Origin of the sequence: Methanocaldococcus fervens AG86 (assembly GCF_000023985.1) — an archaeon.
Taxonomy (GTDB): Archaea; AGJL01; Methanococci; order Methanococcales; family Methanocaldococcaceae; genus Methanocaldococcus; species Methanocaldococcus fervens.
Genome location: NC_013156.1, coordinates 1093146 through 1108967, shown reverse-complemented (window position 1 = coordinate 1108967; position 15822 = coordinate 1093146). Strand labels below are relative to the sequence as shown.

Annotated in this window: 19 protein-coding genes and 1 tRNA gene; 10 read left to right on the top strand and 10 right to left on the bottom strand. The window is 31.8% G+C overall.

All coding sequences use genetic code 11. The features are described from left to right. The first annotated feature begins 190 nt into the window (after positions 1 to 190). The 5 genes from mfnD to MEFER_RS05985 are packed head-to-tail and all read left to right on the top strand — an operon-like array spanning position 191 to position 5305. Positions 191 to 1066 (top strand): tyramine--L-glutamate ligase, encoded by an 876-nt coding sequence (gene mfnD / locus MEFER_RS06005; RefSeq protein ID WP_015791725.1) that lies wholly within the window; start codon positions 191 to 193, stop codon positions 1064 to 1066. 13 nt (positions 1067 to 1079) lie between these two features. After that, on the top strand, positions 1080 to 2087 hold the full coding sequence (locus MEFER_RS06000; RefSeq protein ID WP_015791724.1) for a deoxyhypusine synthase: 1008 nt from the start codon (positions 1080 to 1082) through the stop codon (positions 2085 to 2087). 17 nt (positions 2088 to 2104) lie between these two features. Further along, complete coding sequence (gene cobJ, locus MEFER_RS05995; RefSeq protein ID WP_015791723.1) at positions 2105 to 2854, top strand: precorrin-3B C(17)-methyltransferase; 750 nt, start codon at positions 2105 to 2107, stop codon at positions 2852 to 2854. An 8-nt stretch (positions 2855 to 2862) separates the two neighbouring features. Then, a complete protein-coding gene (locus MEFER_RS05990; protein WP_015791722.1) occupies positions 2863 to 3981 on the top strand; it encodes an AAA family ATPase in 1119 nt (372 codons plus the stop codon). Positions 3982 to 3985: 4 nt separating this feature from the next. Next, positions 3986 to 5305 carry a vWA domain-containing protein gene (locus MEFER_RS05985; protein WP_015791721.1) on the top strand — a complete coding sequence of 440 codons (1320 nt, stop codon included), beginning with the start codon at positions 3986 to 3988 and terminating at the stop codon, positions 5303 to 5305. A 7-nt stretch (positions 5306 to 5312) separates the two neighbouring features. On the opposite strand, the gene MEFER_RS05980 is transcribed toward MEFER_RS05985, so the two are convergent. From MEFER_RS05980 to MEFER_RS05970, 3 genes are all read right to left on the bottom strand, one after another. Beyond that, the gene (locus MEFER_RS05980; RefSeq protein WP_015791720.1) at positions 5313 to 5912 is read right to left on the bottom strand and encodes a TIGR00296 family protein; all 600 of its coding nucleotides are present in this window, start codon (positions 5910 to 5912) and stop codon (positions 5313 to 5315) included. Between the two features lie 110 nt (positions 5913 to 6022). Next, positions 6023 to 7024: an AmmeMemoRadiSam system radical SAM enzyme gene (amrS, locus tag MEFER_RS05975; protein ID WP_015791719.1), complete on the bottom strand. Its 1002-nt coding sequence runs from the start codon at positions 7022 to 7024 to the stop codon at positions 6023 to 6025. 60 nt (positions 7025 to 7084) lie between these two features. Continuing rightward, complete coding sequence (locus MEFER_RS05970) at positions 7085 to 7588, bottom strand: chorismate pyruvate-lyase family protein (RefSeq protein ID WP_015791718.1); 504 nt, start codon at positions 7586 to 7588, stop codon at positions 7085 to 7087. Positions 7589 to 7617: 29 nt separating this feature from the next. Here MEFER_RS05970 and MEFER_RS05965 point away from each other — a divergent pair, with 29 nt between their 5' ends. Further along, entirely contained in the window at positions 7618 to 8631 is a 1014-nt protein-coding gene (locus MEFER_RS05965) for a M24 family metallopeptidase (protein ID WP_048056354.1), read from the top strand. Between the two features lie 32 nt (positions 8632 to 8663). Here MEFER_RS05965 and MEFER_RS05960 read toward each other — a convergent pair. Then, positions 8664 to 8740 (bottom strand) — tRNA-Val (locus tag MEFER_RS05960). Between the two features lie 108 nt (positions 8741 to 8848). Here MEFER_RS05960 and MEFER_RS05955 point away from each other — a divergent pair. Then, positions 8849 to 9484 carry an endonuclease III domain-containing protein gene (locus MEFER_RS05955; RefSeq protein ID WP_015791716.1) on the top strand — a complete coding sequence of 212 codons (636 nt, stop codon included), beginning with the start codon at positions 8849 to 8851 and terminating at the stop codon, positions 9482 to 9484. Here MEFER_RS05955 and MEFER_RS05950 read toward each other — a convergent pair. From MEFER_RS05950 to MEFER_RS05925, 6 genes are all read right to left on the bottom strand, one after another. Continuing rightward, positions 9481 to 10125 (bottom strand): (Fe-S)-binding protein, encoded by a 645-nt coding sequence (locus MEFER_RS05950; protein ID WP_015791715.1) that lies wholly within the window; start codon positions 10123 to 10125, stop codon positions 9481 to 9483. The two genes, MEFER_RS05955 and MEFER_RS05950, sit on opposite strands and share 4 nt — an antisense overlap. A 1-nt stretch (position 10126) precedes the next feature. Beyond that, positions 10127 to 10828 carry a GTP-binding protein gene (locus tag MEFER_RS05945; RefSeq protein ID WP_015791714.1) on the bottom strand — a complete coding sequence of 234 codons (702 nt, stop codon included), beginning with the start codon at positions 10826 to 10828 and terminating at the stop codon, positions 10127 to 10129. Beyond that, positions 10825 to 11610, bottom strand: coding sequence for an ATP-binding cassette domain-containing protein (locus MEFER_RS05940; RefSeq protein ID WP_015791713.1), 786 nt, complete (start codon positions 11608 to 11610; stop codon positions 10825 to 10827). The genes MEFER_RS05945 and MEFER_RS05940 overlap by 4 nt, the downstream gene beginning before the upstream one ends. A 351-nt stretch (positions 11611 to 11961) precedes the next feature. Next, entirely contained in the window at positions 11962 to 12867 is a 906-nt protein-coding gene (locus tag MEFER_RS05935) for a ribose 1,5-bisphosphate isomerase (RefSeq protein WP_015791712.1), read from the bottom strand. Between the two features lie 172 nt (positions 12868 to 13039). Then, a complete protein-coding gene (locus MEFER_RS05930; protein ID WP_157200685.1) occupies positions 13040 to 13231 on the bottom strand; it encodes a hypothetical protein in 192 nt (63 codons plus the stop codon). A gap of 352 nt (positions 13232 to 13583) precedes the next feature. Then, on the bottom strand, positions 13584 to 14228 hold the full coding sequence (locus tag MEFER_RS05925; RefSeq protein WP_015791710.1) for a hypothetical protein: 645 nt from the start codon (positions 14226 to 14228) through the stop codon (positions 13584 to 13586). Positions 14229 to 14330: 102 nt separating this feature from the next. Between MEFER_RS05925 and MEFER_RS05920 the strand changes: the two genes are divergently transcribed. The 3 genes from MEFER_RS05920 (at position 14331) to MEFER_RS08220 (ending at position 15780) form a co-directional block, all read left to right on the top strand. Next, positions 14331 to 14735, top strand: a complete 405-nt coding sequence (locus MEFER_RS05920) for a hypothetical protein (protein WP_015791709.1) — start codon at positions 14331 to 14333, stop codon at positions 14733 to 14735. A 210-nt stretch (positions 14736 to 14945) separates the two neighbouring features. Next, positions 14946 to 15197: a hypothetical protein gene (locus MEFER_RS05915; RefSeq protein ID WP_048056352.1), complete on the top strand. Its 252-nt coding sequence runs from the start codon at positions 14946 to 14948 to the stop codon at positions 15195 to 15197. A 10-nt stretch (positions 15198 to 15207) separates the two neighbouring features. Further along, entirely contained in the window at positions 15208 to 15780 is a 573-nt protein-coding gene (locus MEFER_RS08220; protein WP_015791707.1) for a hypothetical protein, read from the top strand. The last annotated feature ends 42 nt before the right edge of the window (positions 15781 to 15822 follow it).

Sequence of the window (15822 nt, the reverse complement as noted above, 5' to 3'; positions counted from 1 at the left end):
GAAAAGGTTGATCAAAACTTATGGGTATACCAATAGGGCATGAGTCCTATGGTGCGTTGATCAAAACGGATGCATTGCCTCGCTACGCTCGGCAATGCCTCTTAGGTCTCCAATTATTGTTAGAGTGGTATTAGATATATAGACTAAAAACTTTAGAAAGTTTCATTAAATTATAGAATCCGGTGGTAAGATGATACTTTTCTTCGAGTATGCGATTGCCTCTGGTTTTGAAGATGAAGGAATATTGGAAGAAGGAAAAATGATGTTTAATACCTTACTAAATCAATTTTTAGAGATTGATAATGTAACCTCTTTAATCCATAAGGACTTTGCTGATGATTACAAAGATTTTGAAAATTTAAAAATAGTTGAAATTGAAGATGACAAAGACATTGAAATAAAATTAAACGACATATTAAAAAATGAAAAAATAGATTATGCATTAACAATAGCTCCGGAAGATGAAAATATCTTATACAATTTAACAAAGATTATTGAAAAATATCCTGTAAAAAACCTTGGATGCTCCTCTAATGCAATAAAAGTTGCTGGAGATAAGTATTTAACCTATTTGACAATTAAAGATTACGTAAAAACTCCGAAAACATTTAAACCAAAAAAATATGTAATAAAAAAAATAGATGGCTGTGGAGGAAAATTTAATTTGTTTGATGAAAATTTTTTGATTCAAGAGTTTGTTGAGGGTGAGAGCTTATCAGTCTCTTTAATTGTTGGTAAAAAAATCTATCCCTTATCATTAAATAGACAGTATATTGATGAAAGAGGATTTGTTGGTGGAGAGGTAAATATAAAGCATAGATTAAAAGATGAGATATTTAATGAAGCTATTAAGGCAGTTAAATGTATAGATGGTTTGAATGGATATGTAGGTGTTGATGTTATAGTGAATGATGAAATTTACATTATAGAGATTAATCCACGAATTACAACAACAATCTATGGATTAAAAACAGAACCAAGCTTGGCAGAGTTGTTAATAAAAAATGCAAATAACGAAGAGCTAACATTTAAAGTTGAAGGAAAGGAATTTACTATTAACAAATAAAAATGGTGATTATATGAAGGAGCCAAAAGATATCGTGCTTAAAGAGAGTGAAGATATTGAAGGAATTGAGATTGAAGGACCTTGGTTGGATGAAGATATAAGTTTAGAGGAGATCGTAAAAAACTATTACCTAAAAATTGGATTTCAAGCTTCACATGTTGGTAAGGCGATAAAAATTTGGAAACACATTGAAGAGAAAAGGAAAAAAGAAGAAGTTACGGTATTTTTTGGATATACATCAAATATTGTATCTTCTGGTTTGAGAGAGATTATTGCCTATCTTGCAAAGCATAAAAAAGTTGATGTCATTGTTACAACAGCTGGAGGAGTTGAAGAAGACTTTATAAAATGTTTAAAGCCCTTTATATTGGGAGATTGGGATGTAGATGGAAGAACGTTGAGAGAGAAGGGAATAAACAGAATTGGAAATATCTTTGTTCCAAATGACAGGTATATTGCCTTTGAAGAGTATATGATGGAATTCTTTGAAGAGCTTTTAAATTTACAGAAAGAGAGTGGAAAAATCATTACAGCAAGTGAATTCTGCTATAACTTAGGAGAATTTATGGATAAAAAATTGGGAAAAGAAAAAGAAAAATCAATATTATATTGGGCATACAAAAACAACATTCCAATATTCTGCCCGGCAATAACAGACGGTTCAATTGGAGACATGCTCTATTTCTTCAAAAAATACAAGAAGGATGAGGAATTGAAGATAGACATAGCCAACGATATTGTAAAGCTTAACGATATAGCGATAAATTCAAAAGAAACAGCATGTATTGTTTTAGGTGGTTCACTACCAAAGCATAGTATTATAAATGCCAACCTTTTTAGGGAGGGAACTGATTACGCGATATATATAACTACAGCACTTCCATGGGATGGTTCTTTAAGCGGAGCCCCTCCAGAAGAAGGAGTTTCATGGGGAAAAATTGGAGCTAAGGCAGATTACGTTGAGATTTGGGGAGATGCAACGATAATATTTCCATTATTGGTTTATTCTGTTATGAAATGAAAGTAATGGTTGAAAATATGCTATTCGTTGTTGGTGTAGGAAGTGGTAGTGAAAGGCATTTTACAAAAGAGGCAGAGGAAATTTTAAAAAATGTAGATTTGATTGTTTGCTACAAAAACTACAAAAAATTTGTTGAGAGGTTCAACAAGCCAATATATACAACAGGCATGACAAGAGAGATTGATAGGGTTGATTACGCATTGAAAGAGGCAAAAGATAAAGATGTTGCCTTAGTTTCAAGTGGTGATGCAACAATATACGGTTTAGCCTCTTTAGCTTACGAAATAAATGCTGTTAAAGGATACAATGTAGATATAAAAGTTATTCCTGGAATAACAGCCGCTTCATTGGCATCTGCAATATTGGGTAGCCCACTAAACCATGATTTTGTTGTTATAAGCTTCAGTGATTTATTAACACCATTAGAGAAAATATTAAAAAGATTTAGATGTGCATTGGAAGGAGATTTTGTTATTTGCATATATAACCCATTGAGCAAAAGGAGAAAAGAGCCGTTTTTAAAAGCTGTTGATATCTTGGCTGAATTTGCAAAAAACAACAATTATGTTATTGGGATAGTTAAAAATGCTGGAAGAGATAAAGAAGAGGCTTTGATAACCAATTTTAAAGAGTTTTACAGCAACTTAGATAAGTATTTGGAGTTTATAGACATGAACACAATACTAATCATTGGAAACTCTTCAACAAAAGCCATAAACAACAAAATGATAACGCCAAGGGGATATTTAAATAAATACAAAATTTAGGTGAAATTATGCTTGAAAAAATAAAAAAAGAATTAAATTCTTATTTTTTGGAGAGGAGGGAGGAGATTGATATCGCTTTAACTTCAATATTAGCTAACGAGCATACGGTATTTTTGGGAAATCCTGGAGTTGCTAAATCCCAATTAATTAGGGCTATAGCATCACACATAAATGCTGAATACTTTGAAAAACTTATAACAAGATTCACTACGGAAGATGAATTGTTTGGGCCTTTAAGCATTAAAGAGCTAAAAGATAATGACAAATTCGTTAGAAAAACCTCTGGTTACTTACCAACCGCTGAAATAGCATTTTTAGATGAGGTCTTTAAAGCAAACAGTTCTATACTAAACGCTTTACTCTCAATAATTAATGAGAGGATTTATCACAACGGCGATAAGGTTGAAAAAGTTCCTTTGATAAGCTTATTCGGAGCTTCAAACGAGTTACCAGAAGAGAATGAATTATTGGCATTTTATGATAGATTTTTATTTAGAAAAGTCGTCAGAGGAATAAGAAGCTACGAAAACTTAATGAAACTTATTGATTTAGATGAGGAATATAAGCCAAAAACCGTAATTGATGTTGAAGATGTTAAAAAAATGCAGAGAGAGGCTTTAAAAGTTGATATATCAAATATAAAGGAAGATTTGATTAAGCTAAAATTGGCTTTGGAGAGCGAAGGGATTAGAGTATCTGACAGAAGATTTAAAAAATCTGTAAAAGCTGTTAAATGCTTCGCCTATTTAAACGGAAAAGAAAAAGCTGATGAGAATGATTTAGACATTTTGAGGCATATATATTGGAACGAGCCGGATGAATTCTTTAAAGTTTCTGTTGAGGTTTTCAAATTGTCCAATCACTTTGCTGGCTTTGCATTAGAGCAGAGGGAAATTTTAGATAGCTTAATAAACGAAATAAAAAAAATTAACAAAGAAAGAATAAAGTTAGGAGGAATAGAGTATAGAAAGTGCCTTGAGATATTGGGGAAGTTGAACAGCATGACTATATCATTAAAAGATGTTAAAAATAAGGCAATTGAAGCAAATAAACCGTATGAGCTTGTTGATGATGTTTTAAAAGAGGTTGAAGGATTTAAAAAATACGTTGAGGGGCTTATGAAGTGATATTATGAAAAATGTTATAAAGCATGATGCCTACGATAAAAAGGCATTTGAAAGATTTCTAAAAAATAGCAAATATTTACAAAAACTTCTTAGATATTATTCCCAATTTCATCCTATTCATGAAAAATTGGCTGAAGATACATTTTATGCATTTTTTAAATACGTTGTTGAGTTCAATGAATATGTAGAAGAGAGATTTAAGATAAATAAGGCAATTTTAGAGGGAGCTATGAAAAATATTGAATATGAAAAAAGTAAGCTTTTTACTGAATTGGATGAGATGAATGCTGGAACTGCGACAATAATGTTCTGTGAGAAATTTTTTGAAAATCTAAAGCTTAAAAACCTAAATAAAGAGTTGAAGAAATTTATATCTGATGGAAATGGGGAGGGGTTGGAAGATAAATTAAAAGAAACTGCCAAGGAAACAATGAAAGAAATTTCTGAAGAGGTTTCTGAAGTTTTACAGGGGTTTGATGCGGTTGAAAATTTTGGTAAAGGCTTGGGAGATAAAAAGCTCTTATCTCCAGAGGATAGGATAAAGTTAGCAGATAAAATTTTGGAGAATAAAAAAATTAGAGAGATTGTTAAAAAACTTGGTAAATTAAAATTGTTGGCAACAAATGAGTACAAATCAAAGATTAAACACTACTCTGGAGAGGTTTATTCTACAAAAATTGGGAGAGATTTGAAGCATTTATTACCAAAAGAGATTGTTAATCTGTCTGATGAACTTTTATACTATGATTTTCTCAGGAGATTTGCAGATAAAAAGCTCATGATTTATGATATACAAAATAAATTGGATAAGCAGAAAGGTCCAATTGTAGTTTTATTAGACCACAGTGGTTCAATGTATGGAGATAGAGAAATTTGGGGAAAGGCTGTTGCTTTATCTTTAATAGAGATTGCTAAAAGGGAAAATAGGGAGCTATACTATATAGCATTTGATGATGGAGTTAGATTTGAAAAACTGATAAATCCTAAAAATATAACCATGGAAGAAATAATTGAAATAGCTTCATTATATTTTGGTGGAGGAACGAATTTTATAGAACCGTTAAATAAGGCTATGGAAGTGATAAAAAAAAATGAAAGCTTCAAAAATGCAGATATCTTGTTAATAACTGATGGCTATGCTGAAGTAAATGATATGTTTTTAAAGGAGTTTGATAAGTTCAAAAATGAACATAACGTTAAATTAATCTCTGTTTTTGTTGAAATCTTCCCAACAGAAACTTTGAAAATGATTTCTGATGAAGTTATAAAGGTTTATGATTTGGTAGAAGAAGAGGCGAGGAAGATATATAGAGCAGTTTCTTAATTTTACATCAATTTTTCTCAACAACCTCCCCCCTTGGTTCAACCTCTTCAAATATCTGTGCCTCAAATCTATATATCTTAACACCTTCAGCTAACCACATGTCTGGAGGCAATCCAGCTTTTAGGCAGAGGTGGGCCAAATACTCTTCAACATCCCATCCATACTCAACAGGAACTTGAGGTAATAAAAGCCCCCTATAAAATCCATACTCAATGATTAAACCATCCCTACCAATTTTTATTTTTTCTAAATATTCTTTTGGATTACTAACCTTTATAAGCTCTGGAGGGGTTAAAATACTGACCTCAACCACTATACTATCCATCTCCTCCAAAGATACTGGAGGAAATCTTGGATCCTTTGTCGCTGCACTTATTGCAGCCTCCTCTAAAGCTTCAATTAATGGCATTACCGGCTCTGGAATACCAATACATCCCCTAAGCTCCCTATCTGGGTAGGTGTGTAGGGTGCAAAAGCATCCTCTTTTTTCATTAAACACTTCAGGATAGTTTTCAACAACCAATTTTTTACCAGCCAAATAGTTCTCTATAACAGCCCTTGCGTACCTTACTGCAAAAATCCCTTCTTCTAAGGTCAATAGTTTCATAATTCCACCTAAAGAATTATAAAATAAAGAAATGGCAACGCTCAGCTGTCCCAGGTGTCATCACAATTTCAGTGAAGTCAGCACTCATCATCGCGTTGTTTTATTAAAATTTAAAGAACTATATCAATCTTCTCTCCACAAACCTTACATCTTCCTGTCTCTAAATCTAAATTAATTATTCTTGCCTCGAATATATATCTTTCTATCAATAAAGCCCCACAATTTGGGCAGTAAGTATTTTCCCCCTCATGTCCTGAGACATTTCCAATATACACATACTTAAGCCCTTCTTCAATAGCCAGTTTTCTTGCCATCTCTAAGGTTTCTATTGGAGTTGGAGGAACGTCAGTTAATTTATAGTCAGGATGAAATCGTGAAAAATGTAGAGGAGTTTCTCTTCCCAATTCATCCCTCACAAAGTGTATTATGAACAATAAATCATCTATATTGTCATTATAACCTGGAACAATTAAATTTGTTATCTCTACCCAAATACCTAATCTTTTTGCTAACTTACATGTCTCTAATACTGGCTCTAATCTTGCTTTACAAACTTTTTTGTAAAAGTCAGCGTTTCCTTTAATATCTATGTTCATTGCATCTACAGGGAGAGCTTTTAATGGCTCTTTCTCAATATAGCCATTGGTTATCATTACATTAAAAAGCCCATTCTCCCTTGCTAAGACTGAAGTGTCATACATAAATTCATAATACACCGTTGGCTCTGTATATGTGTAAGATATTCCTGGGCAATTATATCGTAAAGTCGTTTCAACAACCTCTTCTGGCGTCATCTCCCTGTAAGGTATTTGGTCTGGTGGAAATTGGGAAATCGTCCAATTTTGGCAGTGTAAGCATCTAAAGTTACATCCCCCAATTGCTAAAGACAAAACTTGAGTTCCTGGATGGAAATGAAATAACGGCTTTTTTTCTATAGGATCTATTGCCAATGAGCAGATTTTTCCATACCCAACTGCATATAAAGTTCCATTTATATTTTCTCTATTCCAGCAAAAACCCCTCTCCCCCTCTTTTATAATACAATGCCTTGGACAGATATGACATCTAACTTTATTATCGCCCAATTTTTCATAAAACATTGCTTCTCTCATAATTTCCCCCTTAATGTAAAAAATTCAGTAAGAAAGTTTAAGAAAGTTCATCAAACAATATTACTTCAGTTTCCCTCTGATGCAAAAAACTTCGGTAATCTCCATTAATATTTTATTTTTGTATATTATGTTATATGTCCTTTTTGGTAGTTGGGCATAGTTCGTTTTTAAGAGGGTTTTTAATCTTTCATCAACTTTTTCAATCCCTATAAACTTAATCTCTCTCCTTGTCTCTAAATTATGCTTTCTAATAATCTTACCTATTGGAATATCTGCAGAAAGCAAATCTCTCTTTATCTCTTCCCTAAGGTTTTCTTCCTCGATGTTTTTAAAAGGTGTTTTTGAGATTGCATAAACTAAAGGTATATTATTAACTTTGAGTATAACTTCCCTGTAGTTTGTGTTATCAACAATTTTTTGATTAATGGTTTCAACCTTACAATCTCCTTCAAATAAAATCTCCAAAATGTTTGTTACACTACCATCAGTCCCTAAGAGAATTTTTTCCTCATTAAGTAAAGGAAATCTTTTATTTAACTCGGCTATTTCCTTATAAACAATCATGAATATCAACCCTTAAAGTTGGTGATATGATGAACAATAGGACTAAGAGGTTTTTAAAGTATATGGAAGACGAGGGTATAAAAAAGGCTGTGATTTTAAAGAAAGAAAATATAAACTACTTTTTAGGAAAATACTTTATGAGCTTTTCAGTTTTAGTTTTTGAAGAAGAGCCATGTTTATACGTTGGAAAGCTCGATAAAGATTATGCAGAAGAACTTTTTGATTTTTTAGAGATTAGAGAGTTTAAAAGCTGGGAAGGGATATTTAAAGGATGTGATGGAGTTGAAGGAGAGCTACCAATTAGTTATTTGAAATACATAGATAAAGATTACAAAATAGTTTCTGAAAAAATTAAAGAACTCAGAATGATTAAAGATAAAGAGGAGATAAAATTAATTAAAAAAGCTGCTGAAATTAGTGATAAAGCTATAAATTATGTTTCAAATAACTTAGAAGATATTAAAAATCTAAACGAATATGAGTTAGTGGCTGAGATTGAATACATTATGAAAAAACATGGCTCAATAAAACCAGCATTTGATTCAATAGTAGTTTCTGGTAAAAAAACATCCTTCCCCCATGCTTTACCAACAAAAGATAAAATAAAGGATATTTTATTGATTGATATTGGAGCAGTTTATAATGGATACTGCTCAGATATAACACGAACGTTTTTGTTAAAAGATGATGAAGAGATGAGAAAAATTTATAATTTAGTTTATGAGGCAAAAGAACTGGCAGAAGAACATCTAAAAGAAGGAGTATCTGCTAAAGAAATTGACAACATAGTTAGGGCATTCTTTGGAGATTATGAAAAGCTGTTTATTCATTCTTTAGGACATGGAGTTGGTTTGGAAGTGCATGAAGAGCCGAGATTGTCAAATAAGCTAAAAGAAGATATTATTTTAAAAGAAGGAATGGTTGTAACTATTGAGCCAGGTTTATATTTAAAAAATAGGTTTGGTGTGAGGATAGAAGATTTATATTTAATCAAAAAGAATGGGTTTGAAAGGTTAAGTAAAGCTGAAATACCAATATATTAAAATATATTAATTTACATTCCTATAAAAATAAATGGTGGGCTCGGGGAGATTCGAACTCCCGACCACCGCCGTGTCAGGGCGGCATCATAGCCATCTAGACCACGAGCCCACAACCATAAGCGAAATTAAGATATGTATAACCCATATATAAACTTTTCGGTCTTATAGTGTTTTTATATATAGAAATGATTTTAAAACCTCAAATAAAGGGATGTGAATGAGAGGAGAGCTACTAAAGATATATAAAGTTTTGTTGGATTTTTATGGGCACCAAAATTGGTGGCCTGCTGAAACAAGGTATGAAGTTGTTGTTGGAGCAATTCTAACTCAAAATACTAGTTGGAAAAATGTAGAAAAAGCTATCAATAACTTAAAAAATGAAAATTTGTTGGAAGAAGAGAAGATATTGAATATTGACGAAGATAAATTAAAAGAACTAATAAAACCAGCTGGATTTTATAATTTAAAGGCTAAACGTCTAAAAAATACAACTAAATTTATTGTAGATAATTATGGAAGCACTGAAGGGATGGCTAAAACAGACAAAGATACCTTAACTTTAAGGAAGGAGCTTTTATCAATAAATGGTGTTGGAAAGGAAACAGCTGACAGCATCTTACTATATGCTTTAGATAGAGAAAGCTTTGTCGTTGATGCATACACTAAAAGAATGTTCAGCAGGTTGGGAATAATTAATGAAAAAGCCAAATATGATGAGATTAAAGAAATATTTGAAAAATCTCTTCCAAAGGATTTAGAGATATACAAGGAGTATCATGCTTTAATAGTGGAGCACTGTAAAAAGTTTTGTAGAAAAAAGCCGTTATGTGAAAAATGTCCTATAAGCCATTAAAATACCTTCAAATCAATGCCCTCTATATAAACTCTTTTCCCTTCAACTTGCACAACCACTCCAGAATGAACCTTCTGCATCATGCAGTGTTTTGGTATGAACTTTACAGTTTTTCCTACTTCTGGAACTTTTCCTTCTACAATTCCCTCAAATGCCACAACTATCGCAATACCCACATCTTTATACTCTATTTCCTCTTTAGTTATCCTATGGCACGGCCCCATAACATGAATTGTGTATAAGCCGTGATATTCATCTATTATTTTAGCAAAGTGTGGGATTGGACATCCCAAAGGCCTATATTTTATATAATCTCCAACTTTAAGCTCTTTTTTGTCCATAATTAACAATGTCTCTCTACAAGAACATTCATTTGGCAATGGCTTTAATAAAAACTCTGCCTCATATCCATCAATAACTCCAACGTATTTTTCTTCTTTTTTAGAAATTCCACTAACTTCTAAAATCTCTTTTAATATTTCATAGTTTTCTTTAAATCTCTCTCTAAGCAAAAATGGGCAATCCTCTAATTTTACCTCCTTATTTAACAATGCCTCTGCAAATAGATCACATCTCTTATAACCGCAAGCTCCACAATTGAATCCTGGAAGATGTTGGGTAATTTCATTTACATCCGCCATTTTATTCCCCTTCATACTTCATAAATCCATCTATTCTTCTTAAAATTCCTCTATGATACTTTTTACCTACCCTTGTTTCGCCAACACATAAGGTGCAAATACACAATGGAGCATTATGCCTTAACTCCTCATTATCCAGCTCCTTAATATCACTGCTTTCAATAATCTCCTTTGCTATCTCAACACATCCCTGTCCTGTAAGCCCATTGACTTCATAAACCCTACAATTTGGGTTCATCTCTAAAACTCTCTCCCTAAAGACTTCTCTTTCAGCTTGAGAAATAATATCTCCTTTTGTTACAACCACAATATCCGCACTTGTTAAAAAAGGCCCTACTTTTCTTGGCGTGTTTGGCCCTGAAGTGGCATCAATTACACAAATTCCAAGGCTGTTTTTTGTATAAGGAGCACATCTATGGCAGAGACCTGCTGTTTCAATTAGCAGTATATCCCCTTTATCCTTAGCCCAATCAACCATCTCCTCAAAGTTGTATATTGCAAAGTGATCTGGGCACATATCTTTACTTAAACCAACCAAAACAGGAATTCCCAATTTTTTATACCTAATGTCATCGTCAGTGTATAGACAATCAATTTTAACAACTACCGGTTTATGCCCATCATTAATCAGAGTTTTTATTGTGTGGATTAGAACAGACGTTTTTCCTGCCCCTGGAGTTCCTGCAATTATTGCTACTTTCATTCTTTCACCGCCAAAGTTACATCTTCATAAGTTAATCTCTCTCCTAACCTAATCTTTTCCCTCAAAGATAGTAACCAGTTATCAACCTCATTTATTCTCCTTGAAATCTCCTTTTCCTCCTCAGTAGTTTCAACAATCTTCTGCATTCCTCCACTTCTCATAACTATCCTTCTATCAGTCATTAAAGCCAAGACAGGGTCGTGGGTAATAACTAAAACAATCTTTCCATACCCTGCCAACAACTCCAAAGCTTCATGCTTTTTTATCCCAGCATTTTCAATCTCATCTATTAAAACGATAGGAGAATCACTTATTACAGCAACATCTGCAACCATCAAACTCCTTGATTGCCCTCCGCTTAGGATTGTTAAGTTGTAATCTTTTTTTATTGGCTCTCCTGTCAATCTATTTGCCAATTCTATAACTTCATCAACAATATTTTCCCTATAAACTCCCCTACTCTTTGCGTGCATTAAAATAAACTCTTCTACAGTCATATCTGCTAAGAAATTCATATTTTGTGATAGTTGGGCAATCCTCCTCTTTTTTGGATCTCTCCTCATCTCAATTGGCGGAACTTTTCCATTAACCAAAATTTTTCTTTTTGATATTGTGTCTCCCTGAGCTAACTGCTCAATATCACTAATTAGGTTTGATTTTCCACTTCCTGTTGGCCCTACAACTCCAACGATTTCCCCTCTTTTTATTGTAACTTCCCTAACTGGCTCCGGGTTACCGTTTTTGTCATAACCGCCAATAATCGTGATTTCTCTAATCTCCATATTATCATCCTAAGAGAAAATTTTTCTTATAAGAAAAATTGACTTCTTTGTTTGTACTATAAGGTTATTCGTAATTACCATTGGATAAACAATTTTATATAATTTTTGATTTTTGTAAAATATTAAACTGTAAATTTAAATATATAAATTTAAGGTGTAAAAAAGTTAAATCATTTTTGATTTAAATTAATAAAAAAGTGTATCTACCCTTGGAAAACCGTGGCCTTCATAGAAGCCGTAACGGCTACTCGGCACGGCCGCCTTGTGGGTAGAATGCCAAGGTGGTTTCATCCCCTGCGGAAGGTCGCCACCCGGGACATATATTAATTTTGATTTTTGAGTATATAACTTTTACTTTTCAAGCCATCCAAAGTATTTCTCTATTATGTACCAAGCTCCCTGTGGAGGAATTAAACCAATTTCTGTTATTATTGCATCTATATACTTAGCTGGAGTTACATCAAACGCAGGATTTCTTATCTTTATGCCTTTATATTTATCTTCAAATGTTACAACCTCCTCCGGCTCTCTTTCCTCTATCTCAATCAACTCCCCCACTATGGTTTTTGGATGAAATTTATATGTCTCAGCTGCTGTTAAAAATGGCACTCTGCTTTCATTAGCTATTAAGGCAATTTGAGATGTTCCAATTTTATTTACAAGGCAGCCGTTTGCTGTTATTGCATCAGCTCCAACGACTACAATATCTATATCTTTTATAAAGTATCTAACTGCAGAATCCACTATTAGAGTAACATCAATTCCATAATCGTAGAGAGTTTTTGCAGTTATGTAGCCTTGATTTCTCGGTCTTGTCTCTGTGCAGAAAACCTTAATATCCTTCCCTTCATCGTAGGCAGTTTTTATAACGCTTATCGCAGCTTCAGAGTTACAGTGAGTTAATACTGTATCTCCATCCTTTATCCTATTGGCTCCAAATTTTCCTATATTTTCAATTGCTTTTAATGAGGAGTTTATAAACTCATCAGCCCTTTCTAAAACTCTTTCCTTTGGATTTTCTTCATCTAATCCTTTTAAAACATACTTTACAGCATTTGGTAAAGAAACAGCTGTAGGTCTTGCTGATATCAATATATTTCCTGCTTCTTTCATTTTGTTTTTAAACTCTTCTTCACTTAAATTACTAATTTTTAATGCAAATTCCTTTAAAGCCTTAGCTGCAGCCCTTCCTATTCTCCCTGCCCCCCTAATCTCCATATTCTTAATTTTTTCATAGGTTTCTTTTATAATATCCATTTCACTCATTTTAAACACCAAATTTTGCTATAAAATACTTTATTGCCTTTAAGCGTACTTTTATTTTAGATATAGTTTTCGTAGTTACATCAATTTAGGATTTTGTAAGTATTCGTTATAATAAATTTAAATTACTCTAATTTCATCATTTTAAAGTTAAAGAAAATAAAAATTATCCAAATTTACTTAAGAATTTCCTAATATCCACATCTTTTGATGTATCACGTTTGGACTTTTGCTTTTTTATATTTAAAAGCTTATCTACCTTATTACGAGATATTTCAACCATAGATTTTTCTCTTATATATTCTACAACAGATTCAGTATCTATTTCTTTAGCCAAATTTATACATTCTATACCCAATTGTTCATAATTTACCATTCTTTGTAACTTTCTTTTTTTATTATGACTACTACTATTTTTGAACATTTCAATAGGTATTTTTGAGTCTTCTGGATATATTACATCTATATTCCTAATATCATCTACTTTTCGATAGGAATATTCATCTTTTCGGAATAGTCGAATTGTATATTTGCCTTTACCTCCCCTGCAGGCATATGATTATCGCCTACAGAGTCAATACCAAATCCAAATGATAAGACATCATGAGCTAAAATGTCCCACTTTTCTTCCCTGGCTTACCAATATTCACATTAGTTGCATGAACATAAACACTTTCATTATTTTCTTCTTCGAACTTTTTTATAATCTCCTATATTGATGTCAATTCTTGAAATACGGTGAATGGTGTTCTTCCCTGTAAATCTACAAGAACCGCCCCAATACCAAACTCTAAATATACATTTAATAATGATTCAATGTACTTTATAGGTAGAGTCATAGGAATTGAACCAATAGTATGTTTTTCTATACTCCTCTCTTCTACCAACTTTAGACATTCATTTATCATGGGTAGATAATATTTTTCAATTGCTGAATTCCCATAATTCTCAAAAATACTTTTTGATTTCATTAATGTAGGAACGGTATAAAAATCAAAATATCTCTGTGTAAGGAGTAGATATTTTATTTGTTCAGTTGAAATATCAAGAGTTTTTAAAGCAGGAATAAATATTAAAGGATTGCTAGGATTTACTCTATTATTTAAAATATTTTTTAAATTATTATTGAATCTTTCTTTATTTTCACCGTTTTCCATAAACCCGTTTAAAAGGGTTTTATCAATAGTCTTATAAACTTCTTCAACAAATGTATCATAGGCTATAGGAACATTAGGTGTATAATACTTTAAGTCAATAGCTTTTACCGAAGTTTCAAAAGACTTTCTATTAATTTTTACATATTTATGAGCAAAATATGTTTCTTCATCTTCTTTTAACTTCTTTATCTTGAACATACTCTCCCTCAACAAATTTTATATGCCTAACTAAACAATAATTTTATAATATTCCCAATAATATTAAATTTACTAACCAATGTCTATTATTGTGTGATAATTATGGCCAATGAAACACCTAACAATGTTAATATTGATAAATTATCTGAGATTCAGGCATTGTTACTTTTGTTACTTGAGAGTAATGAAAATGAACCTATTAAAAGTAAAACACATCTACAAAAAGAAATGTTCTTAATAATCAACGAACTAAATGATGAAGAACTTAAAAACACCGCCCAGTATGAAGCCTACCGTTATGGCCCATATAGTGAAGTTGTGGATTTTGAACTTGAGAAACTTTCAGTAATGAATCTCGTAATTACATTAGAAAATGGTAAAATAGCACTAACTGAACATGGAAAAAAACTCGTAAAAGAGTTAAAAAAATATGCTGGCCCAAAACTTTTGAATACAATTAGCAAAATCAAAAAAGATTTAATGACCTTCCATATGACTGTTTATTAGCTTTGGTATATTTTAATTACCCAACAATGACTTATGAGTCTGATGTAATAGATAAAATTATCAAAAATCGTAAAAAATATGCTAATTATCTTCTAAAAAAAAGGAAAAATAAGCCTTTCAAAAGCTAATTTGATAGCTAATGCTGATTATGATTACTTTAAAAATAGAGTCATAAGAACTCCACTATTTAATGAAATAATAGATGATGAAATGAAATCTATCTGCAATGATATAGGTAATATAATATTTGACTTTTTAAGTTCTAACTATCCAACCTTAGAATTTTCACTAGTGTATGATACTGACTTTGAATCAGAAGAGCCAGTCATAAAAATACTCGTCAAAAACCAATATCTCCCTCTAGAACAGGAAATTAAAATTCTAAGAGAAATTTGGGACAAAGTTGATGAGAAATATCCAAATGAATTTAAAAGAATCCAGATTATTTTAGATTATGAATGAGGTGAAAAAAATGTTTCATCAAAATTTTGATATTAAAGAATTTTATGGTATTGCTAACTTTTTGCATAACAATTTTTCTTCTAATGAGTTAATTAATGGAGCTTACAGAACTGCTATAGGTCGTTATTACTATTATGCTTATTTGACTTTGAGGGGCATTATCTTAGATAATGATAATAGAGACAATGTTATCAACGCTTTAAAATCAGCATCAAGTCATTATTTAGTTAGAGATTATATCTTCTGTGTTGGAGAGTATTTAAATAATAAAGATATTAAACATTTAGCGAAAACTTTAGAAACTCTACATAATTTAAGAAAAAAGGCGGATTATAAACCCCATGAAAATGTTGAGTTGCAGGATGTTAATAGATCAAAATATTTGGTTAATTTTATAGATCATTTAATAAAAGAAGTATCTTGGGGCGATAGAAGAGGACTTTCCAATATTTTAAATAAGCTTAAAGGAGAAGGAAAATTACCAAAACTAGTGAAAAATAAATACAATACTGGAAAAAATGGGAATTTACATATTGATCATATTACTTTAAAAAACTTTAAACACTTGTTAAATCTTTATTAATCCCATATTCATTTCTTGCTTTTTCTATTGTCATTTTCTCTT

Excerpts from the sequence above, each read along its gene's own strand:
- MEFER_RS05980 (WP_015791720.1), bottom strand. The coding sequence starts at position 5,912 with ATGAAACTATTGACCTTAGAAGAAGGGATTTTTGCAGTAAGGTACGCA.
- MEFER_RS05955 (WP_015791716.1), top strand. The coding sequence starts at position 8,849 with ATGAGAGGAGAGCTACTAAAGATATATAAAGTTTTGTTGGATTTTTAT.
- MEFER_RS05915 (WP_048056352.1), top strand. The coding sequence starts at position 14,946 with ATGAAATCTATCTGCAATGATATAGGTAATATAATATTTGACTTTTTA.
- MEFER_RS05920 (WP_015791709.1), top strand. The coding sequence starts at position 14,331 with ATGGCCAATGAAACACCTAACAATGTTAATATTGATAAATTATCTGAG.
- MEFER_RS05985 (WP_015791721.1), top strand. The coding sequence starts at position 3,986 with ATGAAAAATGTTATAAAGCATGATGCCTACGATAAAAAGGCATTTGAA.
- MEFER_RS06000 (WP_015791724.1), top strand. The coding sequence starts at position 1,080 with ATGAAGGAGCCAAAAGATATCGTGCTTAAAGAGAGTGAAGATATTGAA.
- MEFER_RS08220 (WP_015791707.1), top strand. The coding sequence starts at position 15,208 with ATGTTTCATCAAAATTTTGATATTAAAGAATTTTATGGTATTGCTAAC.
- amrS (WP_015791719.1), bottom strand. The coding sequence starts at position 7,024 with ATGAGAGAAGCAATGTTTTATGAAAAATTGGGCGATAATAAAGTTAGA.
- MEFER_RS05970 (WP_015791718.1), bottom strand. The coding sequence starts at position 7,588 with ATGATTGTTTATAAGGAAATAGCCGAGTTAAATAAAAGATTTCCTTTA.
- MEFER_RS05940 (WP_015791713.1), bottom strand. The coding sequence starts at position 11,610 with ATGGAGATTAGAGAAATCACGATTATTGGCGGTTATGACAAAAACGGT.
- MEFER_RS05945 (WP_015791714.1), bottom strand. The coding sequence starts at position 10,828 with ATGAAAGTAGCAATAATTGCAGGAACTCCAGGGGCAGGAAAAACGTCT.
- MEFER_RS05965 (WP_048056354.1), top strand. The coding sequence starts at position 7,618 with ATGAACAATAGGACTAAGAGGTTTTTAAAGTATATGGAAGACGAGGGT.
- MEFER_RS05925 (WP_015791710.1), bottom strand. The coding sequence starts at position 14,228 with ATGTTCAAGATAAAGAAGTTAAAAGAAGATGAAGAAACATATTTTGCT.
- cobJ (WP_015791723.1), top strand. The coding sequence starts at position 2,105 with ATGCTATTCGTTGTTGGTGTAGGAAGTGGTAGTGAAAGGCATTTTACA.
- MEFER_RS05990 (WP_015791722.1), top strand. The coding sequence starts at position 2,863 with ATGCTTGAAAAAATAAAAAAAGAATTAAATTCTTATTTTTTGGAGAGG.
- MEFER_RS05950 (WP_015791715.1), bottom strand. The coding sequence starts at position 10,125 with ATGGCGGATGTAAATGAAATTACCCAACATCTTCCAGGATTCAATTGT.
- MEFER_RS05935 (WP_015791712.1), bottom strand. The coding sequence starts at position 12,867 with ATGGATATTATAAAAGAAACCTATGAAAAAATTAAGAATATGGAGATT.
- mfnD (WP_015791725.1), top strand. The coding sequence starts at position 191 with ATGATACTTTTCTTCGAGTATGCGATTGCCTCTGGTTTTGAAGATGAA.